We start from the raw sequence: 22,789 nt of genomic DNA, 5'->3' as shown, positions 1-22,789 counted from the left end.
GTTTCCTATGCGGTTGTTGCGGAGTTTCCTATGCGGTTGTTTTCAAAAAGCCTACGTAGGCTTTTCCGGAAAAGAGCTACTCAATACCAATATTGAGCCGCCACTAAACTACGCGCTGGAAAGACGCTTACGCTCTTCGCCCTTAAATATTTCGTGTGCTTCGCGCAGGATGTCCGGAATTTTCTTAGCAAAGGGATGCCCGTTGACCGCCTTAATGATGTCCTCGTCCTTAAAGTCTACTGCTTTCTGGCCGCCCATCCAGTGGTCGCCATTACCCAGCATGCCATAGCGGTATTTGCCATAGCCATCCATGTCGAGGCCCTTGGCCAGAGTCCAAAGCCGCAGAATGTATTGCAGATTCACTTCGCCAGGAGCGTTCAAATAGCTCGGCAATCCCTCAACGTAGCTTGGCCACCAATCGGTGCCCAGCTCCGCGACAATGGCGTCATTGATGCGCTTCTCAATCGGCGCAATAGTCGCGTCGATGTTGTCGTAGTGTTCGAGTGCGTCGATCTGCGGGTCGAATTGATCCGGCTGCGCCACGCCGACACTCAGCGTGTGCACCTCGGGTCGACGCAAACAGAAGAGCGTGTTGAAGCCCATCGGCGTCAGTGGATCGCACAGGTCCACCAGCTTCTGTGGTGGGTTAAAGAGCTGCCCGCCTTTGTCATTCGGGCTAATGATGAAGACGCCCATATCTTGCTTGGTTGCAGCTTCAACCGCGGCCCAGTTCGTTTGGTTGATAAAATACCAGTGCAGGTTCACGTAGTCGAACTCGCCGGTCTCAGCGGCACGGACGATGACATCGCACGGCGCGTGCGTAGAAAAACCGATGTGCTTAATGCGGCCGTCTTTTTGCCAGCGTCGCGCGACCTCCATGCAGCCGCCTTTGCGAACAGTCCAATCTAAGATAGTATCAAGGTTAATACCGTGAAAACCAAACAAATCGAGGTAGTCGCAGCCCAAACGGTCGAAGGTGTCGTTCAGGATTGCCTCAAACTTCTTGGGGTCCACTTGCGGCGCAACCTTACTCTGCAAAACGTATTTCTCGCGCGGAATGTCTTTCAACACACGCTTCAGTTGCACTTCGGAGCTGCCATAACCCCGCGCGGTCTCGATGTGGTTAATCCCCAACTCTAAGGCGCGATGAATACAGCTCGTGATGCGCTCCTGCTCCTCCTTTTTTATTTTGTCAGCGGAGAGGTCCTCCCACGACTGCTGGTAGCGCATGCCACCCGCAGTGATGACGGGCATTTGAATTTCGGTTCGGCCAAATCGACGATAATGCATAACAAGACTGGGAGAGAGTATAATCCATGACACACCACCGTATGTCGACGCAAAGATATAATGCGTTTCGCCGGCGAGGCAACCCACACAAGCAGCTTTTCTACTCCCGGCAATAAAGCCAGCAACAGTCGAACGGCGGTGGATGCGAGAGGATGACTCGCACAAAAAATTGATAGGCGACCCGGCCAACCAAAAAGGCCGGGCCGCCCTTTTCCCCTTTTCACTATGCCTATTTGGCGAATTGAACGGCGGACTCCAGGTCCAGGCGCCACCAAGCTGCGGTGGTTCGCTTGTCCTTGCGTCGCTTCCAGAAGCGACGAGACTTCTGCGACTCGTCGAGGAAGCTCGGGCCCATCTCCACCTTTTCAAAACCGAATCGCTTCGGCAACTTGGTGTAGAGTGAGCGTGGCGGCGCGCTATCCTCCGGCAGTTGCTTGTATAGCAGCCCAGACTCCCACGTGTGATAATACACCCGCGAAACGCCGAGCTCCTTATAGAGGAACCACAGAGCCGCCGACAGCATGGCCTCGTCCCACACATCGAGCAAGGGTTCGAGGTTGCGGTCGAAGTAGCTGATCACGTTGCCCACGGTGGACTGCCACCAGCGGTCATCGAGCTTCAGCCTGCCCTGCTTCAGTTCCTTGGCCAAGTGACTGCGCTGACTCGCGGCTTCGCGCAGCCAGTCGGTTTGAATTTCCTCAATCAAGGCCACGCCGCGATCAAGGTCGATATCCAGACGCGCCCAAGCCAGCGTATTATACTGGCCCACACGCACCGGGTGAAACGTCCACGCGAAGTAGCTGCCTCCATCCGGCCCAACCAGGTTTCGGTATTCGCGATCATGCTCGGCCGGAAAGTTCAGCTGGAGCACGAGGTTCCAGCCGGAACGCGAAGTCTGAAACCAGGAATCGTTCTGATTGCTCGGCTCCTGCCCCCACTCGCCCAACGTTAAACGGAACGCATGCACCTGCTGATCACTCGGCCAATAGTAGCCCAAGCGCTCGCCATCGACCAAGCCATCGGGCCACTTCGACAGGTAACGCGCGAAGGCTTCCTTCTTGGCGAAGCGTTGCCATTGCGCATGCTGCTTGAGCGAAGAAGCAGTGGCCTGCGCCTCACCTAGCTTCCACTTGAGGATCTGGAATACATATGCGTCTTTGAAGTAATAATACTTGGTGCGCCCCTCGGGTAAACAATCCCGAATCAGGCGCAATTCTTCGGTATTCATGACTATGTGCGCCTCCCAGCGCAGTTAAGCTTTGCACGGCAAAGTAAAACAAGCAGCCCGCGAACGGACTGCCTGCATTGATAAAAAATGAATGCCCGGGATTACTTGTCCGGGCGTCGGCCCTTGGGCGACTTCATCGAGAAGGTGAAGCTATCCTGCTTACGCACCCAGCGGATCCATTTCTCCATTCCCGGCGCGGTTCGCAGCTTCTCCAGCGTATTGTATTCGTCGCGAAGTTCGTTGTTCGAAAATAGCTTATGGACCTGGTCGCCGCAGTTTCGGCAAACATCAATGGTGTCCGTCCCGCCCTTGGATCGCGGCACGAGGTGATGTTTCTCGACATGCTTGGCCGGAGTGGCGCGCCCGCAAAGTGAGCAGGCGATCTCTTCAACGTTTTTCTTCGACATAGTGGAGCGATTGCTTTGCCCCACAAAGTTAATTTTTGCGGTGTACATTTCAAGCATGGCGTTTAATGAAAAAATAAAGCCCCGGAGTCGTTGGCCCTCCGGGACTGAGTTAGACTAGTTTGACGATGCTCTTGGTGAGCCCCTGCCCATCCCCAACGAAGATTTGCAGGTTCGACTTTTCAGCGATCTTTTCGACCGTTTCGAGCTCGCGCAGGCGCAGGAGCGTCGGGTTGTCTTCGATCATCTTGGCCGTGTTGAGCTGGCTGCGCATGGCGGCCGTTTCTTCGCGGCGTTTGATGACGTTGGCCTGGGCGGCCTTTTCGGCTTCGATGACTTGGTTCAGGAGCTCCTTCATATCACCCGGCAGGATGACATCGCGGATCCCCAGCCCCTTGACTTCGAGGCCGTAATCTTCAGCCTTTTGCTGGATAGACTTCAGGGCGTCGTGCGCCACCGCAGTCTTGTCCGTGAGCAGTTGGTCGAGGGTGCGGCCGCCGACTTCCGCGCGGATGATCAGCTGAAGCTCACGGTAGAGCGCCTGTTCGGCGTCCTTCACGGTTTCAGCCGCCTTGCGGACATCGACGATGCGGTAGCTCAGCACGGCGTTCAGACGCAGGGTTACTTTGTCTGCCGTCATGATTTCCTGCCCGCTCACGTCGAGGACTTGCTCACGCAGATCGTACTGGCGGACGCGGACGTTGCCTACATCCTTCCAGAACGCGTAGCGGCCCGGAGAAAGAAGCTCAGAGAACTTCCCATCCTGGTAAAGCACGCCCTGCTCGTTGTCTGCGATTTCGTAGACCGCGAGCTGGCGAAGCGCCTCGGCGTGCTTGAAGATGACGTCGAGCTCATCGTAGATGAACTGCGGCATCGTCGCGTCGATCAGGTTGACGCGGGCCTCATGCCCTTCCTTTAGGTAGGCGTAGAGGCCCGGCCCCAGAATGCAATGGAAGCGGCCGTTAAACCACACCAGTGCGCGCTGGTTGTCCTGAACGTCGACGAAGGATGCGAACGCGTCGAGCTGACCGTCTTCACGAAGCTTTTCGAGTTCGTTGTCATTCATCGGCAGCCACGGGAGCGCAAAGGACTCACGGCGAACGGTCAGACCGTTCTTCCAGTAGCCAATGGTTCCCGGGCCGTAAACGCCGTGAAAGCGCCCGTCCACGTAAACTACGCTGCCGAGGTTTTCGGCAGTTTCGTATACGTCGAGGTGGCGCTTGGCCGCGGCGGTCTTGAGGATGATGTCGGCTTCGTCGTGGCGGAACAGGATGTTGCGCACATCCATGATTTCCACGCGGACTTCAACAACGGTCTTCCAGTAGGCGTAGAGCCCCGGCTCGAGGATACCGTGGAAACGGCCGTCCAGCCAAACGAGCGCACGCTGCGTGTCCTTCAGGTCGATGAACGCTGCGTGCTCTTGAATGGCGGGAGATTCGCGAAGCTGACGCAGCTGCGTCGCCGGCATTTCGATCCAAGGCTTGCCCTGCCAGAGCTTGCCGATAGACACTCGCATGAGTGGATCGAAGTACCAGGTGCGACCCGGCTTCAGCAGTTTCACGAAACGTCCGTCACGGTAAACGAGACCAAAGTGCTCATACGGAATGTTCACATATTTGATCGGGATCATGTTCGTGTTGGGTTGAGGTTTAGTTGATGGCGAAGAGCGAATGACGAATGCGGAATGTTGTGTCCCTTTCGTCATGGGCGATTAGAGCATTTTTCATCTAAATTGGCCGAATCAGGTGGGGATGAGATTGGAAGCAGCGCAAGGCGGTATTGATTGAGCGGGCTGGAAGCCCGTGATTGAAATGCCAACGCCGCGACCTTCCAATCTGGCCCCAAGCCTTTAACCGAGCGCTTTTCCGCGCCAGCTTCGTTGGCTTTTCACTCACGCACTTCCAGTGCGCTACACTCAAGCCAGCCTTGCTGGACACGAAAAATCACTGCGGCCTGATCGGCCAAGTTAGATGAAAAGTGCTCTAGCGATTCGCCATTAGAATAAAATGGGCCCGCGGGGAGTTGGGCCAATCGATCAGCCACGCGGCGGACTCGCGGGTCCGCGCTTCAGGAGGCCAGTTGGCTGGGCGCGACTTTGGCGCATACTTTGCAACGCAGAGTATTTCCGCGAAAAAAGCACCCTCAGGTTCGCCTCAATCGCATCCATACCCAGCGTGCGCGGCATGCGCCGCTGTCTTGCCCAGTCAAGTAGCAACCGGTATCCACGCCGACTCAAGCGGCCGCGGCGCTGGCGCGGAATTGATTATCGCTAAACAATCCGCGCCGGGCTTTCACGAAATGCCAAGGCTCCCCTTGGGCTTTTGTTTTTGCTTTGCGTTCCTCTCGTACTGGCATTGCTAGCACCCTATGCTAGTGGCTGATTTTTAAGTCTTTGCCGTGACTTCCTTGGTGGGATAAGGAGGGATTCGAACCCTCGACCTCTGGTTTACAAGACCAGTGTGCTAACCTGACTGCACTACTATTCCGATTTCTGTTCGGGAATCGAACCCGAGACAAATGGATTTTCGATCCACTGCTCTACCAACTGAGCTATATCCTCAGATGTCTATGTTTCTCACGTCGCTTAGACTGCCTGAAACGGAACGGAGAATCGCAAGACCATCAAAATGGACGCAAGACGCCGCCGTCGACCGACGCGGAAAGGTTTATTGGCGCGCAAACCGAGCGTTCGGTAAGCGCGCAGAAATTGATGTGTGTGGCGAAATGCCAAGTTTGTGCAGGAGCCGAAATTTGGAACTTACTACGAGATGGGTTTGAGAGATGGACTGGTCCCGATTCTGATCATGTCTGAGCCCGCTGGAGACGAATCATATCTCGAATATGTTTCTGTTTTTCGACTACGTGAAAAATCACGCATACAAGTCTTGGCCATCTTAGCTGAGTGGAGTTATTTCATGCTTACAGTATAATATCACGTCACTGAGGGGTTAATTACAGAATCGCGCAAAGTTTATCATGCGCTTTGAAATTTGGAGGCGCCGCCGGGATTCGAACCCGATAGAGCGGACTTTGCAGGCCCGCGCCCTCGCCATTGGGGATCAGCGCCCTGGCTACGGGAGGAGGGTTTGAACCTCCGATAGCAGATTCAAAATCTGCGGTGTTACCGACTACACTATCCCGTAATCAAAATGGTGCGCGCAGCTGGACTTGAACCAGCATTCTCGCTTTGGAAGAGCGTCGTCTTACCGTTGGACGATGCGCGCAAAAATGGCGGGCACAGCCGGAATCGAACCGACGTTTTCGCATAGACAATGCATTGTCCTAGCCGCTGGACGATGCACCCGAAATGGTTGCAGAGACGGGAATCGAACCCGTACCGCCGACGTATGAGACCGGAGCTCTATCCGTTGAGCTACTCTGCGATGAAAGGGAGTCACGAAGAGCCGATGACTAATCGCGAAGCCATGAGATGCGGCAGCATTTCGGTTCCAAGGCTGCGCCTTGGTGGTCAGGTGGGTGGGATTCGAACCCACTTCCCCAGGCTCACAACCTGATGCCCCTGCCCCTTGGGCCACGCACCTGTATTTAAGAAAGAATATGAGATACGCCAGTATCTCGAGTGCAGGGCATTGCCCTGCTGGTAGGCTCAGGAGGACTCAAACCTCCAACACAAGGTTCGCGCCCTTGTATGATCTTCGCTTTCACCATGAGCCCAACAAAAGCTTTGCATTGCAAAGCTTTGAAGAAAGTGGTGCCCCCGCATGGAATCGAACCACACTCCCCTTGGGGAATCGGCGGCTTAGCAAGCGGCGTCGTAACCCACTACGCAGCGTCCTCTAAAAGTGTGAGATGCGCAGCATCTCGGTTCCAAGGCTTGCCTTGAAAAATTGCGCCGCCGTCTGGTTTTCTCCGCATCCTAGCAGAGGGCCATTTCCTGGTGTTCCAACACAGACGGCGGCATCTTCCCTTTAAGGTAATAGTGATGGCTTCGGAGATCATTGTATCTCAGCAGCAGCCATTCGTTAATTATAGAAACGCGGCGCGATTATCATGCGCTCGGGCCTTTGTGAAATTGGCTCGGTGGACAGGCTTCGAACCTGTAACTGCCTCCTTAACAGGGAGGGGTTCTGCCAATTGAACTACCGCCGAACAAAAAAGCCATCAGTATGGCCAACATGAGAAACGCAGTTTCTCGGTTCCAAGGCAAAGCCTTGGTTGCCGTTACACCACCTTCCTATTGCCGAAAAAAGTGAACCGCCGGGCATTGAGCGCCGACGGTTGAATTTAAAAGACGCAGTTTCGCGTCAGAATGCTGGGGCGATACCCAGCTTTGATTTATAAATATAGATAAAGCACTGCTGTTTCGCCCCTCTCGCGATTTCCGGGAGTGGCCGGTTTCGCGGTTTGGACGCCATTTACGAGACGTTCTACCTGGCATAGGGCGGCCAGGACGCCGTTCAACTGTTGCTTTAAATGCTGTAAAAACAAAAAGGCCCGAGCGCTTGGTTGGAGGGCGACTCGGGCTTCACTGGTTATTCGATAACTCATTTCGGTTATTCCTTGGTAAACCGACAACCGCTCTTTCGCGGTTTGGGTGAAGCGCACCCTCTCGCCTTTTGGCGAAAATCTGCCCAGCTCGACTGTGAGCCATAGGCGGTATTAATGCCTAAGTCACCGAGCCGCTCAGAGCAGTTTGGTATGTGGTTAATCAGGTGCATGTCGTTTAGTTGGTTGATGTCCGGAATATTTCTGAAGCTAGTTGCTCTGTCAAATAAAAATATTAATTTATTTTATTTTTTATTTTTATATATCACTTACGTAAGCTCCGCCCGGACAGCTAACTCACCGGTTGCGGCAGGTCAGCGCCAATAGCAGCGCACAAAAAAGCCCGGAAGCAGATTGAGCTAACCGGGCCAGGCGAATGTGTTCGTAGTAAACTTCTATCGATCGCAAAAATGCTTTAGTCGTTTATCGCACACACGCGGCCCTTGGCCCAAGGAACTATAGCCAATCCATTGCGGATTCTTTGATAAATCCCCATGCTGGCCCTCTAGACAAAATTGGACTTTGAGTCGCGTGATCATTGTTCGTGAAAGTTACTGATAGAAATCAATACTACGCCCGAGTCAACAGCGGATTATCGCATCGAGCAAAATGCCCCCTCAAGCTTAGGCGTCACCCAGATTAATCAGCGCAACGGCGATTGCCCAACACAAGATACCCAGACGACGGGTCACCTGCCATCCCGCGCTGAAAAAGCGCTTCGCAGCGCCAGCGTTTCTGACGGTGGTGGTGGACTGTATGGTTGCGGTGTTCATAAAAGGTTGATGCAGACAATTTACTTTTCCCTTAAAATCAAGTGATTTCAGGAATCTTCACCTAAGCGTTGCATTGAAAACAACACATGCTAAGGTTCGCGCCGTTATGCCTTGCCGACTGCTACCCAGAAACTTATGCATCCTGTTCGCGAATGACGACTGAGCCACAACTGCGGATTGAGGGAGTTAGCAAACGATATGCCAACGGGAAGGCTGTCCTCGAAAATTTCTCTTTAGACATTCAAAATGAGGAGTTTGTGGCCTTCATTGGGCCCCGAGGCTGCGGCAAATCGACGATACTGCGCCTCATCGCCGGGCTCACGCCCATCACCTCTGGTCAAATTCAGCATGCTGGCGGCGGGGACATCAATCAACGCACGTCCTACATTTTCCAGGAATCCGCCCTCCTGCCCTGGCGCAATGTCGAGAGTAATGTCGGACTGCCGCTGAGACTGCGCGGCCTAAAAGCAGCCGCCATTAGCGAACGCATCCGCGACGTGCTCAAGCTCTGGGACATCAACCACGTCAGCAACCGCTTTCCGCTGCAACTGACCCCTGGCATGAAGGTCCGCACCTCGCTGGCCCGTGGGTTAATCACCCAACCCCGCACCTTGCTGCTCGATGAACCCTTTGCTGCCCTTGACGCCATTGCCCGCAACAAGCTCAGCGCCGACCTGATGAAAGTCCGCCAGAAGCGCCACTTTACGGCGTGTCTCGTGACTCACTCGGCGGCAGAGGCTGTTTTCCTGGCCAACCGCGTGGTCGTGCTGGCGGCGAATCCCGGCCGCATTGCGGAGATCATTGACGTGCCCGAAAGTTATCCTCGCAAGCTGGAGTGGCGTGAAACCGACGCCTTCCAAGAGGCCGTCAACCAGGTGCGCAATGCCCTGAGCCGCGTGCAGGAGGACGCGAAAAAAGCATGAACCTGAAATTCATCCTACCGATCATCGTCGCGGTGATTTTCTTTGGCGTTTGGGGCTGTCTGGCGTTCATCAACACCGATCTCAACGTCCTGCCCGGGCCGATCGCCACTTGGAAAGCGCTTTGGGCCGACCGCGGCGCGCTCTTTGCCGCGCTGGGCGTGGACACTGCGGCGATGCTGCTTGGTTTCTTTCTCGCCGTGACGCTGGGCGTGCTGACCTCCATTGCACTCATGACTTACCAGGGACTCCGCCTCGCCTTCGCACCGTGGGTGACGATCCTCCGCATGGCGCCCATCATTACCCTTGCTCCGATCGCGATCATTGCACCGGTTTCGAGCTTTGTTTCGGTCCTCATCGTCACGATGCTAGCGTGCTTTTTTCCAGTCGTTTACGTGGCGACTCCGGCGCTGATGGCAACGGACAAACCCCTACTCGACCTCTTCACGACCTACCGCGCGAGCTACTGGCAGGAGATCACCATGCTGCGCCTGCCGCATGCCCTGCCCCAGCTCCTCACAGCAATTAAGCGCGCGGCAATTTACGCGCCGATGGCCGCCATTGTGACAGATTACCTGGCGGGACTGATGATGAAAAAACCCGGCCTTGGCCAACTGCTGGGCCAATACATCGACGCGCAAAACTACGCTGGCGTCACCGCTCTCTGCATACTTGCGGCGCTGACTGGCGTCGTCATGGCGGGCACGGTTCACGCGATTTCCTACTGGACCCTCATGCACTGGCACGACAACGAACATGGACACGCTTAAGCAACGCTGGACGCCGCCGCTCTGGGGCCAACGCACCTACCTGATGGGTATCCTCAACGTCACGCCTGACTCCTTTTCCGACGGCGGCCAATTCGCCACGCCGCTCAACGCGCTCGGCCAGGCGCAAGCAATGGTGCGCGAAGGCGCGGACCTAATCGACGTCGGTGCCGAGTCCACTCGACCGGGCGCGGAAACCATCTCCGCCGAGGAGGAAATTGACCGCCTGCTGCCCGTGCTCGAAGCGCTAGAGGAAGTCCTCGAAACACCCATTTCGGTCGACACCTATAAGGCCTCCGTGGCCCGCAAGGCGCTCGAAGCCGGTGCCCACATCATCAACGACATTTGGGGCTTCCAACACGATCCCGACATGGCCGCGACTGTGGCCGAATTTGGCGCTGGCGCCGTGCTGATGCACAACGGCCGCGGCGCGGAATACACCGGCGACATCGTCGATGAGGTGAAGCGTTTCCTCGAGCACTCCATCAACCTCGCGCTTCACGCGGGCGTGGATAAAAGCCGAATCGTGCTCGACCCCGGCATCGGCTTTGGCAAAAGCGTCGAGCAAAACCTCACGCTCATGCGCCGCCTTGGCGAGTTGCGTAGCCTCGGCTTTCCGATTCTCCTCGGCGCATCGCGCAAATCCGTGATCGGCAAAACACTCGACCTCGATGTCGACCAACGCCTCGAAGGCACCCTGGCGACCAGCGTGGTCGGCGTCCAACAAGGCGCGGACATCATTCGCGTACACGACCTGCAAGCCAACCAACGCGCCATCCGCATGGCCGATGCGATTTACCGTCATGGATAAAATCCACCTGCGCGACATGGCCTTCCGCGGCCACCACGGCTGCCTCGAATTTGAGCGCCGCGACGGCCAGATGTTTTACGTCGACCTCGCGCTCGGGCTCAACCTCCGCAAAGCAGGCCTCAGCGACGACCTCAACGACTCCGTCAACTACGCCTTGGTCTTTGAAACCGTCCGCAAAGTCGTCGAAGAAGAGACGCATAATTTAATCGAGCGCGTGGCCGAGCACATTGCAGCGCAGGTCATGGAAGCGTTCCCGCCCGTCCAGCAAGTCGACGTGGAGATCAAAAAGCCCAACGCCCCCATCGCCGGAAATTTCCGCGAGGTGGCGGTGGCGATTTCGCGGATGAGGAGTGGGAAGTGAGGAAAAAGATTAAAGGAAAAAGATTAAAGTCCAGCGAGGCGCATTGGAGAATCCCAACGCACACGGATTCCTTTGTGGAGTGCGCCAGCCCTCTGGCGCTTTTAGCATTTTGCGCAAACCGAGAAGGTCCGAAGCGGCTTTGCTCCGTTCCAAAGCGCCAGAGGGCTGGCGCACTCCACATCGCAAATTCGCGCACAGTCACTTTTTCCTTTAATCTTTTTCCTTTTTCCTCCCCCAAGGGGTGCCCAGGGGGGGGGGGGGTAAAACCGTCTCGCATCAATCTATCAAAGAACAAAATTCCCGCCCGCTCGCCGTCAACGAGGCGCAGGTGGGGCGCAGGCAGCTCAGGGGCCACCGGCAGGAGCGACGCAAATACGTCTGCTCACACGTCTGACGCTGCGCTGGGCAGGCTGGCATAGAGCGTCCGGCGTGGAGTTGGTTTACGGCAACATTGGGCGTCGGGCGCCGGGCATTTTACACCTACCTGGCGGCGAATGGGCCCGCTGACGTAACTCTCACACGACGGCGACTCGAAAGCCCCCGCATGGCGTCGACTGGGATACCTGAGTGGTGATCGCTAAGGCGGATGATGTTGGATGGGTAAGTTCATAAGTATGTAGGTGGGTAAGTTCGGGAGTTTAGAGTTGGGTGTTCCTATTAAACTGACTGAGGTAGCGCAGGCGCGTTCCCGAGCCGCACCCCATGCTGACAGTTTTCCAAACCATCATCCCCCAAAGTAGATTGAATAAACCCACTCCGATGGGGTGTGGGGCGGGGACGCGCCTGCGCTACCTCAGAGTGATGGCTAGAATGAATTAACGATGATCACTTGAATACTATTCCATCCACCCCAATTTGCCAAATATAAAGTGCTCACCTGAGCATTTTATTAGTGAGTGGCTCTGACTATTAACTCGCGCTGGGGATCAATGGGTTACAAACCCACTTGCGCCCATAATGCGTTATATTTAGCTGGCGTTGCCGCCCCCTACCCGTTCAAAATGCGGCCACTCATGCAAAAACCAATGCGAGTTGTCCAATGCTGGGATGACGGTGTGACCACCGATATCCCACTGATCGAAATCCTCCGCCGCCACCAAGCCAAGGCGACGTTTAACCTGAACACCAGCGTTTATCAGCAGGAGCGTTCCTACCTGACCACCTTCAAGGGGACCGAGGTGCTGCGCCTGGCAATGTCCGAGCTGCGCGGCGTTTACGAGGGCTTCACTATCGGTAATCACACCGTCAGCCATCCCTCTTTACCCACGCTACCCGACGCCGAGGCGCGCCGCGAAATCGTGGATGGGCGCGACTTCCTGCAGCAGCATTTTCAGCAGCCAGTTGACGGCTTTGCCTACCCAATCGGCCACTATGACGCGCGCATCATGGAGCTCGTGCGCGAAGCTGGCCATGCCTACGCACGCACGATTGTGCCAACAGACGTCGCCTTTCCACCAGCCGACCCAATGGCTTTTCACCCGCATTGCCACTTCCTGGCTGAGGATTTTGACACCAAGTACGAGGCCGCGAAAACCAGCGGCGTCTTCTACTTCTGGGGGCATTCATTCGAGCTGCTCGATGACGCAATGTGGACCGACTTTGAGCGCAGAATCTCCCGCATCGCCGCTGACCCAGAATCCGAATGGGCCGAGCTAACCGATCTGTTCGCCGCAATTCACTAACCCTTGGCCAAGCTTGCCTGACATAGCCGTGCTTTCAGCCCTTGAATTAAAGTTTATCTCTAAAGATTCTTCAAAATGATATTCTCCTCAATCTGCTGCTCCGCATAGCGACTGGTCGCATACTGGTCCAGTATCTCGCCATCGGAAGATCGTAAGAAAATCACCAAGTCAATCCGGCTACTACCGCTCTTTGAATCCGTCGAGCGCCCCATCGTCCTGAAGCTGTTGTATTGAATGGCCATCCAGGATGTTTTGTCACCGACTTCGAATTCCCAAATACTGTCGTCCTTGCAGACGCCTTTGATTTTCTTACGTCCCCAGCTGGAACCATTGTAAAAGAAGCAGTCTGCCACCACATCGACTTCAAACGGGCAAAACGTCTTCACCTTCACGCCGAAACGACGCTCTTTGGTCCCCTTACGGTACTCGGTGCCGAACATATCGTAGCTCTTCGACTCACGACTGGAAGTAAACAACGAACGCACGTCAATGCTCGCCGGGAAAATGCCGATCACTGCATTTCGCGCAACATCCTTACTGGCGTCATCCAGCAAATCATAATCGTATTTAAACACGCGGCCGTCATCTCGCTTGAGCGTGAGCTTCCCATTATAGAAACCGGTTATCGTGCACTTAATCTCCTGCCCCTCTTTATTACTCAGGGTCAGCAGCTTCTCCTTGGAAAAGGCCTCGCTGCCAAGCACGACAAAAAGCAGCAGGAAAATAAAATAGCGAACAGCAAACATTGGGATAAATCATTGCCCGATCTCCCGCCAATTCAAGTAATATATAAAATTATTTTAAACCTTATCCGAACAATCACCATTGCTTCTTTGAACAACCAATCGCAACCATTACAATGCCTGCGGTGCCTTGGAGCCCGAGCACCGTTAATGCGAGCCAGGGCGAGGTAATCCATTCGCTGTTGGAATCACGGTAGGCGTCGAAAACTCGGCTGTCGACCATCGAGCTCATGTAGCCGCCCCACCCCCAGTAGGCATTGATAAAAGGCCGGCAAACCCAGATTAGATAACTCGGCAAAGCCAGCACCACGCCCGAGAGCGGCAGCTGAAATCCGACCAAGTAAATCGACAAGAGCGATGCTTTTTCCGCCGAGCGAAACAGCGCGCTGAAGCCCAGGCAGACCAAGGTCATCGACACACAAACGCCGGCCAAGACCGCAATCTGCGAAAGCCAGGGGCCCGGAAATTGGCAGATCACTTTAACAAAGCCCGTCATCCACGCGCCTTGCAACGCCGCCAGCACGCCCACGAAGACCAGTTTCGACAGCGCATAGGAGCCGACGCTCAGCCCCGACAAGCGCTCCTTTTCGTAGAGCGTTCGCTCACCCGCGATCTCGCGCGCGCCGTTGTTGGAGCCCATCAAGGTGAGCAAGATCACTTGGAACATGATCAGCCCCGTAACGAGCGAGGCGGTTTCCATTTTCTCGATGCGGATCTGGATCTCCTCCTGCATCTGCTGGAGCGTCCCCTCACGCTCTAAGGCCAGGCTTTCGATCTGCGGCAGGCCATCGAGCGCGAAAATCACCACCAGGCACGGGAAGCCAAAGGTAATGGCCAGCGTGAGCCACAGGTAGCCGCTGTCGCGGAAAAAAAGCAGCAACCGACGACTGAGCAGCGTCATAAACTGCGCCGCCATGCCGGGACGCGCCTCAGTCACGGATTGCGCTGGCTGCGGTGGAGGTGTTTCAAGTGCTGCCTTGGCCTCGGCCCAACGCTCCTGCCAATGGCTCAGCTCATGCTGGTTGAGCAGGTCGTAAAGGTGCAGGGCGTCAGGGATGCCAAAGTATGCGCAGAGTTCTTCGTTGTTCCCCTGGAAGACCACATCGCCCTCGTAAACCACCGTAATGCGGTCGAAGAGCTCCAGCTTGGCCAGGTTGTGAATGATGCACAGGAAGGTCTTGCCGTCGCGTTCGCTCAGGCTGCGCAGGAGCGCGAGGATCTGGTCTTCGGACAAGGGGTCGAGGCCGGAGGTCACTTCGTCGCAAACCAGGCATTGCGGATCGAGCGTCATTTCGAGGCCCAGACCAAGGCGACGCAGTTGCCCGCCCGAAAGCGACTCCACGCGCTTCTCGCGGTGCTGCGCCAGGCCAATGGTTTCCAAAATATCCTCCAACCGCTGCTTGCGCTTAGCCGTATCGGCCACATTGAGCTGGAGCGTGAAGCGGATTGACTCCTCCACCGTCAGCTTCGGCTGGGCGATGCTGAACTGCGGCGCAAAGCCCACCAAGCCGACCAAGTCCTCCGATCGGCGGATTAATTGGTCGCCACAATAGGCTTCTCCCTCGGACGGCAAGATGCCGAGGATGGCTTTCATCAGGGTAGTTTTTCCGCAGCCGGAGGGGCCAATGACGGCGTTCAGCCCGCCTTCGAGGAACTCAGCCGAGGCCCCCCGTAAAATCATGGGGCCCTGGCCGCCGGCGCGGACAATCATATTTTTGCAACGTAGCATGAATCAAAAAAGCATTTGCGTGGTTTAACAGGATTGATTGACTCAAGTTGTGGCAATGCGAAAAAAACTCCCAATTTATCTCACCCTCGGACTCCTGCTGGCCCTCACCCCGCTAGAAGCGATCCAAGTCAAAGAAAACGCCCTGCGTAACAAGCGCCTGTTCGGGATCGAACTGCCGGAAAACCTGCAGTCCTTCTACGGGCGGCACGACCGCATAAATTCCGTTTCTTTGCAGGAATACCAGGCCGGGCCTTACGCGGTGACCGAAGTCGTGATCGACATGGCCTCCAGCCCCTGTCAGCTCCGCCTTTACCATACTGAGTTGGGCACCCTGCAGGACCTGAAAGACGCCGCACCCAGCGGCCCCAATGGCTACAAGCCCAACGTGCCAAGCCAAGTCACCAAGTTAGCCGAAAAAGGCGCGCAACGCGCCAATACCACCAATCCCCCCGTCATTAAAGACTACCCGGTCACCACGCATGCCAAGACAATTGAGTTTCGTGTCTCCTCCAAAGTAGAGCTCGAGACTTTCTACAAGTCATTCGTTGGCGCCTTCACGCAAAACAACGCGACTGGTGCCTCCGATGAGTCAGACGACAAAGCCGAGGCCCGAGGCCTCGCCGGCACTCTCTTCCAGTTAGATTAAATTGGTTTCTCCGGATTAGTCCGGGCGATACGGCAGGTAATCCGCCTGCCAGACTTTACCGCGCACGAGGCTTTCCAGGTCATCTTTCGTGCCCACTGTCGCGACGCCTTCGTCGTAAGCCTGTGCGCCCACCGCCAAGGCAATCGCCTGGCAAACTTCGCGCGCGTCTTCCAAGAGCGGCAACAGAGGCGCGGCTGGATCTTCAAGCGAAGGCGCATGGCTGGCGAGGCACTCGACGGCGGCGAAGATCATGTCGTCACTGACAACACTGGGCTTCGTCGCCACCACGCCCAAGCCAATGCCGGGGAAAATGAACGCGTTGTTACACTGCGTCACGGGAATGGTTTTGCCCTGATAAACGGCATCGCCAAACGGGCTACCCGTCGCGACAACCGCGCGGCCTTCCGTCCAGTTAATCACGTCTTGCGGAACCGCTTCGCATTTCGAGGTCGGATTGCTGAGCGGCATGACGATGGGCCGCTCCACGCGGTCGGCCATCGCGCGGATAATCGCCTCCGTGAAGGCGCCCGTTTGCGACGAGACACCGAAGAGCACCGATGGCGCAGCATGTTTCACGACCTCGGCCAATGTGATGTTTTGCGCGTCCTGCACATGCCAGTCGGCAAATGCGTCGGGCGACTTCGCGTAGGGCTTCTGGAAATCTGCGAGGTCTTGGCCTTCCTGCAAAACGCCGTTGATGTCCACCAGGTAAAAGCGGCTGTAGGCCTCCTCTTCCGACAGACCTTCGCGCATCATCATGAGGCGAATTTTATCAGCGATGCCCACGCCCGCCGTGCCACCGCCAAGGAAGGCCACACGCTGATCTTTGAGCGACTGCCCCGTCGTCTTGAGTGCAGCCAGCAGAGTCGCGAGCGCGACGGCTCCAGTGCCTTGGATATCGTCGTTAAACGTGCAAAGCTGCGGACGATAGGTTTGCAAAATGCGGGTCGCGTTCGCCTTCCCGAAGTCTTCCCAGTGCAGGTAAACCTTGGGAAACTTGCGCTTCACGGTGTCGACAAACTGCGCGATGAAGTCGTCGTAATCCTTGCCGCGCACGCGCTCATGACGCCAGCCAATGTATTCCGGATCATTGAGCAGTGACTCGTTGTTCGTGCCCACGTCGAGGCCGATCGGCAGGCAGGTGCTCGGGTTGACGCCCGCGCAGATCGTGTAGAGCGCGAGTTTGCCCACCGTGATCCCGATACCGCCGGCACCTTCGTCGCCCAGGCCGAGGATGCGCTCGCCGTCGGTCACGCAGATCACATCGACGTCCTTAAAGGCGCGGTGTTCGAGGATTTCCTCCATGCGGTCGCGGTCCGGATAACTCAGGTAAATGCCGCGCGGTTGATTAAAATTATGGCTGTAGTTCGCAATGGCTTCGCCGACGACCGGCGTATAAATCAGCGGCACCATCTCGCTGACGTGATCCTGAATGATGCGGTAGAACAGCGTCTCGTTGCGGTCGAGCAGGCTGTTGAGGAAAATGTTTTTATCGAGTTCGGTCGGCTGGCGTTCCAGCTCGTCCAAGACCTCCGTCAGTTGAATGTCGATCGAGCGCTCCGCCGAAGGGAGCAGCCCTTTCAAGCCGAGCTGGAAGCGTTCTTCCGCGCTGAAGGCCAGGCCTTTATTTAAAAATGGATGATGCAGCAGCGACAGGCCGCGCAAGGCAACGCTCAAGTATTGTTCGCCGGTAGCAGGCATGGTTTTGGGTAAGGCATCAATCATGCGCAGATCAATAAACCACGGCTTGATTTTAGGCGATGGGAAAATTGCCCGCCTCTTATTTTGCCCGTCATCAATCTGTGACAAAATGAAGGGTTGACGCGCTGGGCATATTTATCATCTTAACTCTTCCACGAAAGGACCCACCAACCATGATGAATCACGCAGCACATATAAAATCCGGCTCACAGACAGCCCGCTGCGCAGGGATTTTCCTCATCGCGGTCATGGCCACTCTCGCCTCTCCGGGTCCCCACGTCACTGCCTGACGATTGCGCATTTGCCGCAAAAACGCACACCCGGGACCTCGAAAGCCCGGGCTTTTTGTTTATTCACCCAATTGCGCTACCTCGAACTCTCTATTAACTGACCACCAGCAATGTCCACCGAAACTACAGACCGCCACCAATTGGACCGCCAGATCATCGAACGCTACGCCGGGCAACCCTCCAGAATTCCCGCCGAGCTGATCGACCGCGTGAAAACGCTCAACAACGGGCGCGGGCCCATGCTGTATGCTTTGGTCGACCTCAATGCCGAGGGTAAGCTCCAACAAGGCTGGCTCGTGCTCGGCCACGACGAGTTGTTTTACTTTGCCTCGGCCGAAGACACCTCCCCCGAGCGTGTCGCGCGCAGCGAAATCGAGGCCGTCACCGAGCTGCCCGGCCTGAGCTCCAGCGCCCTACTCTTCCTGCGCCATGACTCGCGTTTACCGCTGATGCAGGTCAATTACTCGCGCCGGCAAAAGCAGGCTATGGAGAACATCCGCTTCGTCGTGGACCAGCAGTTGAAGGGGCACACCGTGTCGCCCGAAGACTCAGACCGCGCGTATGCGGAGTCCGTCAGCGCGAAGATTAAAGACGCGCAGTCCTCGCTCATGTCGGACCAGTTTCAGATCATGAAGCGGCTGCTCAAATACGTGCTGCCCTACCGCAAGGAGGTGATCATCGGCTTTGCCTGCGCCCTGGTTTACACGGCAATCAACCTCGTCGTTCCCTACGCGACGAAGTACCTGATCGACCAAGTGCTCACGCCGATGGAAAACGGAGAGCTCACCAGCGAGATGGCCACGAAGATCAGCTTTGTCATTCTCGGCGGTCTGGCCGTGCTCTATTTGGTGCGCGAGATCTGCGTGTGGCTTCGCCTTAAATGGCTTGCCTATCTTGGCGAATATGTAGCGCACGATTTGCGGCGCGACCTCTACGGCCACCTGCAAAAGCTCAGCCTGAATTTCTTCTCCAAGAAGCAGACCGGCAGCATCATCAGCCGCGTCAGCTCGGACACCGACCGCCTGTGGGACTTCATTGCCTTCGGCGTCGTCGAATCGACGCTGGCCGTGATCATGCTCATCGGCTTGGGCGCGATGCTCATCGGGTTAGACTGGCAACTCGGGCTCATCCTCGTGCTCCCGATCCCCGGCTACCTGTATGCGTTTTACCGGCACAGCAAGCACATCAATACCTACTTCCTCAAAGCCTGGCGCAAGTGGTCAGACGTGACCGCCGTGCTCTCGGACACCATTCCCGGCATGCGCGTCGTGAAGGCCTTTAGCCAGGAAAAGCGCGAAGTCGGCCGCTTTGGCGAGCGCAACCAGAAAGCCTTTGAGAGCTTCAAGAGCGTGCACGATGTGTGGACCAAATTCTGGCCCATGCTCATGGGCACCGTGCAATTTGTGACGCTCATTGTCTGGGCCATCGCGCTACCCCGCGTATTTGGCGAATGGGGCGCGCCACTGTCGGTTGGCACCTTTGTTGCCTACCTGATGTACATGGGGCTCTTCTTCCAGCCGCTCAACACGCTGGGGCAACTCACGCGCATGCTCAACCGCGCCGTCAGCTCCGCGCACCGTGTTTTTGAAATCATCGACACCGAGCCCGATCCCGCCCTCTCCGGCGAACGCGCTTTAGTCGACGACCTCGCAGGCGACATCCGCGTGGAAAACCTGACGTTCTCTTATGACGGCGTGCATGAGACGCTGCGCAACGTGGATTTCCACATCAAGCCAGGCGAAATGATTGGCCTCGTCGGCCCTTCGGGCGCGGGCAAAAGCACGATCACGAACCTCATCGCCGGTTTCTATCAGGCAACGGGCGGCCGCATCGTGGTCGATGGGCGCGACTTGTCCGAAGTGGATGTTTCGAGCTACCGTCAGCACCTCGGTATGGTTTTGCAAGAGCCCTTCCTGTTCCACGGCTCGTTATTGGAAAACATCCGTTATGGCCAGCGCGACGCCAGTCTCGCGGACGTCATCGAGGCAGCCCGAGCGGCGAACGCCCACGACTTCATCTGCAAGCTGCCGCTCGGCTACGACACCGTGGTCGGCGAGCGCGGGCACACGCTGTCCGGCGGTGAGCGTCAGCGAATATCCATTGCGCGTGCGATTCTGCACAACCCGAAGATCCTCATCCTCGACGAGGCCACGAGCAACGTCGACACCGAGACGGAGCGGAAGATTCAGGACGCGCTGAACCACCTCGTCCGCGGGCGCACGGTGATTGCCATTGCCCACCGCCTATCGACGCTCAAGCAGGCCGACCGCCTGCTCGTCATGAAGAACGGCCAACTCGTCGAAGAAGGCACGCATCAGGCGCTGCTCGAAATCGAAGACGGCGTTTACCGCAAACTCCACGACATGCAAAGCGAGCTGCACGAGCAGTTCGCGATCTAGCCACGAACAATCTCAATAGCCAACGACCATGAATTCCACCGAACCACTCCAACTCACCTCATGCGGGGCCGGGCGCCTGACCGCTTGGCGCGAAGGTGAAGACGCCGCGCTCGTGCGCCCAGTCAAGTGCTTCCCGCTCAGCGATCCCGGGCATCACCTCTCCCTGCGCAACGACAAGAACGAGGAGCTGGCCTTCATCGCCGACCCTACAGAGCTCGATGCGAGCTCACAGGCAGCGCTGATTGAAGCCCTCGCGGCGGGCAGCTTTACGTTCAACGTCACCGCGATTGAAGAGATCAAGACGGACTTTGAGCTACGCGCGTGGAAGGTCGACACCGCCGCCGGCCCCCGGCAGTTCCAAACTGCGCTCGACGCCTGGCCCCGTAACGTCGATGATGGCGGCTACCTGATTGAGGACGTTTTTGGCGACCTCTATCGCCTGCCCGCGCTCAATCAGCTCGATAAGGACAGCGCCAAGCGTCTGTGGATGATGGTCGGCTAGAGATAACAAGCCCTTAGAGGGCGTCTAAAAACTCAATTGGTCTACGCCGGAGAGCGTCTTCGGGGTCAAAATATCATTTCTTCATTTCGACGAAACTGGTTTCGCCTCGATTCAGAAGCCGAAATCTTGCCTCCCAAATACATCTCGCCGACTCGATCAGACTTTTTAGACGCCCTCTTAGCCTGGTAGCATATCTGAGTAGCAGTTACTCGGCGTGTATTCCTTGATAAATTTCATTAAGGAATCATCTCCCGGGAAATCAAAGAATCGAAATGCTTCAGGCATTACGCCCGATTCCAGAAAACTGTAGAGACCATAATGTTCTACGGGATATTTTTCGCGTAGCAACATACAGTGCCCACGCAACACCAGACGAAAATCCGGATCGATTTTTAAAATATGCAGCAGGCGCTGGGTCAGGCCTTGTAGTTCACCAAAAAACTGAGGGGTATTACTCTCGAAATATACATAAACCATCCACCCCAGAATACATTAGTCACCACAGCCGTAAAGCCCATTTGGGATGAATAAGAATCATACTAACCCTAAAAACTGTTCACACTACGGCTTGCGATCATAGGGACACTTCGATTGACCGATTTGGAGATGCCAACGCTTCCTAGCAGCCACAACTGTGCGATATTGGCGGCTATCGCCATGCCAAAACCAGGAATCGCGACCAACTGGTAAACTCTTTCAAGCTAGGGAGTTTTCATCTGACTTGGCCGAATCAGGTGGGGAAAAGATTGAAATGCCAACGCAGTGATCTTCCAATCTGGCTCCAAGCCTTGAGCCGAGTGCTTTTCCGCGCCAGCGGCGTTGGCTTTTCGCTCACAGGCAAGTCGATCAGCCGGGCAATCAGCCCCACAAAAGTGGTCATTACTACAGTGAAGACTGGACTATCATTTATTTCAAAAAAACTTGAAAATAGCGGATTTGAGAACAGAATATTACCTTAAATGGATGATAACCCGACAGTTACCGCGCTGTCCGAACTGGAGGCTGAAGCGGTTGCACTATTTGTTAGACTCGTGCAGGTGCTCGGCCTACCGAAGTCGATTGGGCAAATCTACGGGCTGATTTACATTTCGCCAAAACCTGTTTCCATGGAGGACATAACCTTGCGGCTAGGCATCAGCTTGGGCTCAGCCAGCCAAGGACTACGCCAACTGCGCTCGCTCAAGGCAATTCGCGTCACCTTCATTCCCGGTCAGCGCAAGGACCACTACCTACCAGAAACCGAGTTTCGCAAACTCATCTCCAACTTCATAGAAGACCAAGTGCGCCCGCATATCGAAGTCGGCCAGGCAGCGATTGACCACATGGAAAAATTAACGATAGAAGCGCCCGAGCCCGAAGCCGCTCACTACCGCGCCCGAATTGACAAGCTACGCCGCCTGCACACCATAGCGGGCAGCGCAACGCCTGCACTCGCCAAGTTTATCAATTTCTAAAAAATGCCGCTCATCCCACCCAGTTGCGAAACGCCGTTATGGTTCTGCATCAAGACGCAACCGCGTCGCGAAAGAGCAGCCTACAAGACTCTGCAAACCCTGCCCGGCGTCCTCCCCCTACTGCCAATGGCGCGCTACCCCAAGCAAACCAGCAAAGGAAAACGCAATACGAGTGAGGCCATATTTCCGGGGTATCTGTTTTGCTATTTCTCACCGGTTGACTCCAGCCGCAGCGTTCAGTATTCGCAGGGTGTGGCCTACATCATCAAGCGCGGCGACAAGCTTGTCTCGCTGCGCGAAGAATTAATCGAGGAGATTCGCGAGCTAGCGCCAGAAGGCGTACTCGACCTCGAGCCCAAGCCAATTGTGCCCGGAGAACGCGTGCGCCTGATTCAAGGTATTTTCTCTGGCAACGAGGCGGAAGTCGTCAGCTTGGCACCCTCCGCTGAACGCGTCAAAGTGCTATTGGAAATCCTCGGGCGCGAACAAGAAATCAGCCTACCACTCGAAGAAATCGAGCGCATATTCGAAAACCCTTTCAACGACGAGTAACCCTACACTGCCGCCTACCGCGGTGATCCGC

18 protein-coding genes and 9 tRNA genes are annotated in these 22,789 nt (G+C 56.0%); 10 read left to right on the top strand and 17 right to left on the bottom strand.

Annotated features, from left to right (window positions below):
• Positions 1-108 precede the first annotated feature (108 nt).
• The 13 genes from RBB62_RS06865 to RBB62_RS06805 all read right to left on the bottom strand — a co-directional run bounded on the left by RBB62_RS06865 (position 109) and on the right by RBB62_RS06805 (position 7,032).
• Positions 109-1,254, bottom strand: coding sequence for an aldo/keto reductase (locus RBB62_RS06865; RefSeq protein WP_309397993.1), 1,146 nt, complete (start codon positions 1,252-1,254; stop codon positions 109-111).
• A 265-nt stretch (positions 1,255-1,519) separates the two neighbouring features.
• On the bottom strand, positions 1,520-2,518 hold the full coding sequence (locus RBB62_RS06860; protein WP_309397992.1) for a hypothetical protein: 999 nt from the start codon (positions 2,516-2,518) through the stop codon (positions 1,520-1,522).
• Positions 2,519-2,619: 101 nt separating this feature from the next.
• Positions 2,620-2,925: an HNH endonuclease gene (locus RBB62_RS06855; RefSeq protein WP_309397991.1), complete on the bottom strand. Its 306-nt coding sequence runs from the start codon at positions 2,923-2,925 to the stop codon at positions 2,620-2,622.
• Between the two features lie 109 nt (positions 2,926-3,034).
• Positions 3,035-4,552: a slipin family protein gene (locus RBB62_RS06850; RefSeq protein ID WP_309397990.1), complete on the bottom strand. Its 1,518-nt coding sequence runs from the start codon at positions 4,550-4,552 to the stop codon at positions 3,035-3,037.
• 777 nt (positions 4,553-5,329) lie between these two features.
• Positions 5,330-5,408, bottom strand: a tRNA-Thr gene (locus RBB62_RS06845).
• An 8-nt stretch (positions 5,409-5,416) separates the two neighbouring features.
• Positions 5,417-5,474: transfer RNA gene (locus tag RBB62_RS06840), tRNA-Phe, on the bottom strand.
• A gap of 439 nt (positions 5,475-5,913) precedes the next feature.
• Positions 5,914-5,989: transfer RNA gene (locus RBB62_RS06835), tRNA-Cys, on the bottom strand.
• 1 nt (position 5,990) lies between these two features.
• Positions 5,991-6,065 (bottom strand) — tRNA-Gln (locus RBB62_RS06830).
• A 7-nt stretch (positions 6,066-6,072) separates the two neighbouring features.
• Positions 6,073-6,146, bottom strand: a tRNA-Gly gene (locus RBB62_RS06825).
• A gap of 5 nt (positions 6,147-6,151) precedes the next feature.
• Positions 6,152-6,226 (bottom strand) — tRNA-Asp (locus RBB62_RS06820).
• 4 nt (positions 6,227-6,230) lie between these two features.
• Positions 6,231-6,305: transfer RNA gene (locus RBB62_RS06815), tRNA-Met, on the bottom strand.
• A gap of 83 nt (positions 6,306-6,388) precedes the next feature.
• Positions 6,389-6,465: transfer RNA gene (locus tag RBB62_RS06810), tRNA-His, on the bottom strand.
• A gap of 491 nt (positions 6,466-6,956) precedes the next feature.
• Positions 6,957-7,032 (bottom strand) — tRNA-Asn (locus tag RBB62_RS06805).
• Positions 7,033-8,353: 1,321 nt separating this feature from the next.
• Here RBB62_RS06805 and RBB62_RS06800 point away from each other — a divergent pair.
• The 5 genes from RBB62_RS06800 (at position 8,354) to RBB62_RS06780 (ending at position 12,742) form a co-directional block, all read left to right on the top strand.
• Positions 8,354-9,124 (top strand): ABC transporter ATP-binding protein, encoded by a 771-nt coding sequence (locus RBB62_RS06800; protein WP_309397989.1) that lies wholly within the window; start codon positions 8,354-8,356, stop codon positions 9,122-9,124.
• Positions 9,121-9,891 carry an ABC transporter permease gene (locus RBB62_RS06795; RefSeq protein WP_309397988.1) on the top strand — a complete coding sequence of 257 codons (771 nt, stop codon included), beginning with the start codon at positions 9,121-9,123 and terminating at the stop codon, positions 9,889-9,891. Before RBB62_RS06800 ends, RBB62_RS06795 begins: the two co-directional genes overlap by 4 nt.
• The gene (gene folP / locus RBB62_RS06790; protein WP_309397987.1) at positions 9,878-10,699 is read left to right on the top strand and encodes a dihydropteroate synthase; all 822 of its coding nucleotides are present in this window, start codon (positions 9,878-9,880) and stop codon (positions 10,697-10,699) included. The genes RBB62_RS06795 and folP overlap by 14 nt, the downstream gene beginning before the upstream one ends.
• The gene (gene folB / locus RBB62_RS06785) at positions 10,692-11,060 is read left to right on the top strand and encodes a dihydroneopterin aldolase (RefSeq protein WP_309397986.1); all 369 of its coding nucleotides are present in this window, start codon (positions 10,692-10,694) and stop codon (positions 11,058-11,060) included. The genes folP and folB overlap by 8 nt, the downstream gene beginning before the upstream one ends.
• Positions 11,061-12,085: 1,025 nt before the next feature.
• A complete protein-coding gene (locus RBB62_RS06780; RefSeq protein ID WP_309397985.1) occupies positions 12,086-12,742 on the top strand; it encodes a polysaccharide deacetylase family protein in 657 nt (218 codons plus the stop codon).
• Between the two features lie 59 nt (positions 12,743-12,801).
• Here the strand turns inward: RBB62_RS06780 and RBB62_RS06775 are convergent, their stop codons facing one another.
• Together RBB62_RS06775 and RBB62_RS06770 are read right to left on the bottom strand one after the other, a co-directional pair.
• The gene (locus tag RBB62_RS06775; protein WP_309397984.1) at positions 12,802-13,488 is read right to left on the bottom strand and encodes a hypothetical protein; all 687 of its coding nucleotides are present in this window, start codon (positions 13,486-13,488) and stop codon (positions 12,802-12,804) included.
• 73 nt (positions 13,489-13,561) lie between these two features.
• Positions 13,562-15,214, bottom strand: coding sequence for an ATP-binding cassette domain-containing protein (locus tag RBB62_RS06770; RefSeq protein WP_309397983.1), 1,653 nt, complete (start codon positions 15,212-15,214; stop codon positions 13,562-13,564).
• Positions 15,215-15,269: 55 nt separating this feature from the next.
• Between RBB62_RS06770 and RBB62_RS06765 the strand changes: the two genes are divergently transcribed.
• Positions 15,270-15,860: a hypothetical protein gene (locus RBB62_RS06765; protein WP_309397982.1), complete on the top strand. Its 591-nt coding sequence runs from the start codon at positions 15,270-15,272 to the stop codon at positions 15,858-15,860.
• Positions 15,861-15,875: 15 nt separating this feature from the next.
• Here the strand turns inward: RBB62_RS06765 and RBB62_RS06760 are convergent, their stop codons facing one another.
• On the bottom strand, positions 15,876-17,585 hold the full coding sequence (locus RBB62_RS06760; RefSeq protein WP_309397981.1) for an NAD-dependent malic enzyme: 1,710 nt from the start codon (positions 17,583-17,585) through the stop codon (positions 15,876-15,878).
• 376 nt (positions 17,586-17,961) lie between these two features.
• Here RBB62_RS06760 and RBB62_RS06755 point away from each other — a divergent pair, with 376 nt between their 5' ends.
• A complete protein-coding gene (locus RBB62_RS06755) occupies positions 17,962-20,250 on the top strand; it encodes an ABC transporter ATP-binding protein (protein ID WP_309397980.1) in 2,289 nt (762 codons plus the stop codon).
• Between the two features lie 28 nt (positions 20,251-20,278).
• Positions 20,279-20,752: a DUF1854 domain-containing protein gene (locus tag RBB62_RS06750; RefSeq protein ID WP_309397979.1), complete on the top strand. Its 474-nt coding sequence runs from the start codon at positions 20,279-20,281 to the stop codon at positions 20,750-20,752.
• 177 nt (positions 20,753-20,929) lie between these two features.
• On the opposite strand, the gene RBB62_RS06745 is transcribed toward RBB62_RS06750, so the two are convergent.
• Positions 20,930-21,229: a hypothetical protein gene (locus RBB62_RS06745; protein ID WP_309397978.1), complete on the bottom strand. Its 300-nt coding sequence runs from the start codon at positions 21,227-21,229 to the stop codon at positions 20,930-20,932.
• Positions 21,230-21,711: 482 nt separating this feature from the next.
• On the opposite strand from RBB62_RS06745, the gene RBB62_RS06740 reads away from it, so the two are divergent.
• Positions 21,712-22,206, top strand: coding sequence for a GbsR/MarR family transcriptional regulator (locus tag RBB62_RS06740; protein ID WP_309397977.1), 495 nt, complete (start codon positions 21,712-21,714; stop codon positions 22,204-22,206).
• A 3-nt stretch (positions 22,207-22,209) separates the two neighbouring features.
• Positions 22,210-22,758 (top strand): transcription termination/antitermination protein NusG, encoded by a 549-nt coding sequence (nusG, locus tag RBB62_RS06735; protein WP_309397976.1) that lies wholly within the window; start codon positions 22,210-22,212, stop codon positions 22,756-22,758.
• Positions 22,759-22,789 lie beyond the last annotated feature (31 nt).

Origin of the sequence: Cerasicoccus maritimus, from assembly GCA_031296935.1 — a bacterium.
Classification (GTDB): domain Bacteria; phylum Verrucomicrobiota; class Verrucomicrobiia; order Opitutales; family Cerasicoccaceae; genus Cerasicoccus; species Cerasicoccus maritimus.
The sequence above is the reverse complement of the archived record's forward strand: the minus strand, read 5'-3'. Positions and strand labels throughout refer to the sequence as shown.

Coding starts and splice junctions, on each gene's coding strand:
- RBB62_RS06860 (WP_309397992.1), bottom strand. CDS start 2,518: ATGAATACCGAAGAATTGCGCCTGATTCGGGATTGTTTACCCGAGGGG.
- RBB62_RS06755 (WP_309397980.1), top strand. CDS start 17,962: ATGTCCACCGAAACTACAGACCGCCACCAATTGGACCGCCAGATCATC.
- RBB62_RS06775 (WP_309397984.1), bottom strand. CDS start 13,488: ATGTTTGCTGTTCGCTATTTTATTTTCCTGCTGCTTTTTGTCGTGCTT.
- RBB62_RS06740 (WP_309397977.1), top strand. CDS start 21,712: ATGGATGATAACCCGACAGTTACCGCGCTGTCCGAACTGGAGGCTGAA.
- RBB62_RS06765 (WP_309397982.1), top strand. CDS start 15,270: ATGCGAAAAAAACTCCCAATTTATCTCACCCTCGGACTCCTGCTGGCC.
- RBB62_RS06855 (WP_309397991.1), bottom strand. CDS start 2,925: ATGTCGAAGAAAAACGTTGAAGAGATCGCCTGCTCACTTTGCGGGCGC.
- RBB62_RS06750 (WP_309397979.1), top strand. CDS start 20,279: ATGAATTCCACCGAACCACTCCAACTCACCTCATGCGGGGCCGGGCGC.
- nusG (WP_309397976.1), top strand. CDS start 22,210: ATGCCGCTCATCCCACCCAGTTGCGAAACGCCGTTATGGTTCTGCATC.
- RBB62_RS06850 (WP_309397990.1), bottom strand. CDS start 4,552: ATGATCCCGATCAAATATGTGAACATTCCGTATGAGCACTTTGGTCTC.
- RBB62_RS06745 (WP_309397978.1), bottom strand. CDS start 21,229: ATGGTTTATGTATATTTCGAGAGTAATACCCCTCAGTTTTTTGGTGAA.
- RBB62_RS06865 (WP_309397993.1), bottom strand. CDS start 1,254: ATGCCCGTCATCACTGCGGGTGGCATGCGCTACCAGCAGTCGTGGGAG.
- RBB62_RS06760 (WP_309397981.1), bottom strand. CDS start 17,585: ATGATTGATGCCTTACCCAAAACCATGCCTGCTACCGGCGAACAATAC.
- RBB62_RS06770 (WP_309397983.1), bottom strand. CDS start 15,214: ATGCTACGTTGCAAAAATATGATTGTCCGCGCCGGCGGCCAGGGCCCC.
- RBB62_RS06800 (WP_309397989.1), top strand. CDS start 8,354: ATGACGACTGAGCCACAACTGCGGATTGAGGGAGTTAGCAAACGATAT.
- folB (WP_309397986.1), top strand. CDS start 10,692: ATGGATAAAATCCACCTGCGCGACATGGCCTTCCGCGGCCACCACGGC.
- RBB62_RS06780 (WP_309397985.1), top strand. CDS start 12,086: ATGCGAGTTGTCCAATGCTGGGATGACGGTGTGACCACCGATATCCCA.
- RBB62_RS06795 (WP_309397988.1), top strand. CDS start 9,121: ATGAACCTGAAATTCATCCTACCGATCATCGTCGCGGTGATTTTCTTT.
- folP (WP_309397987.1), top strand. CDS start 9,878: ATGGACACGCTTAAGCAACGCTGGACGCCGCCGCTCTGGGGCCAACGC.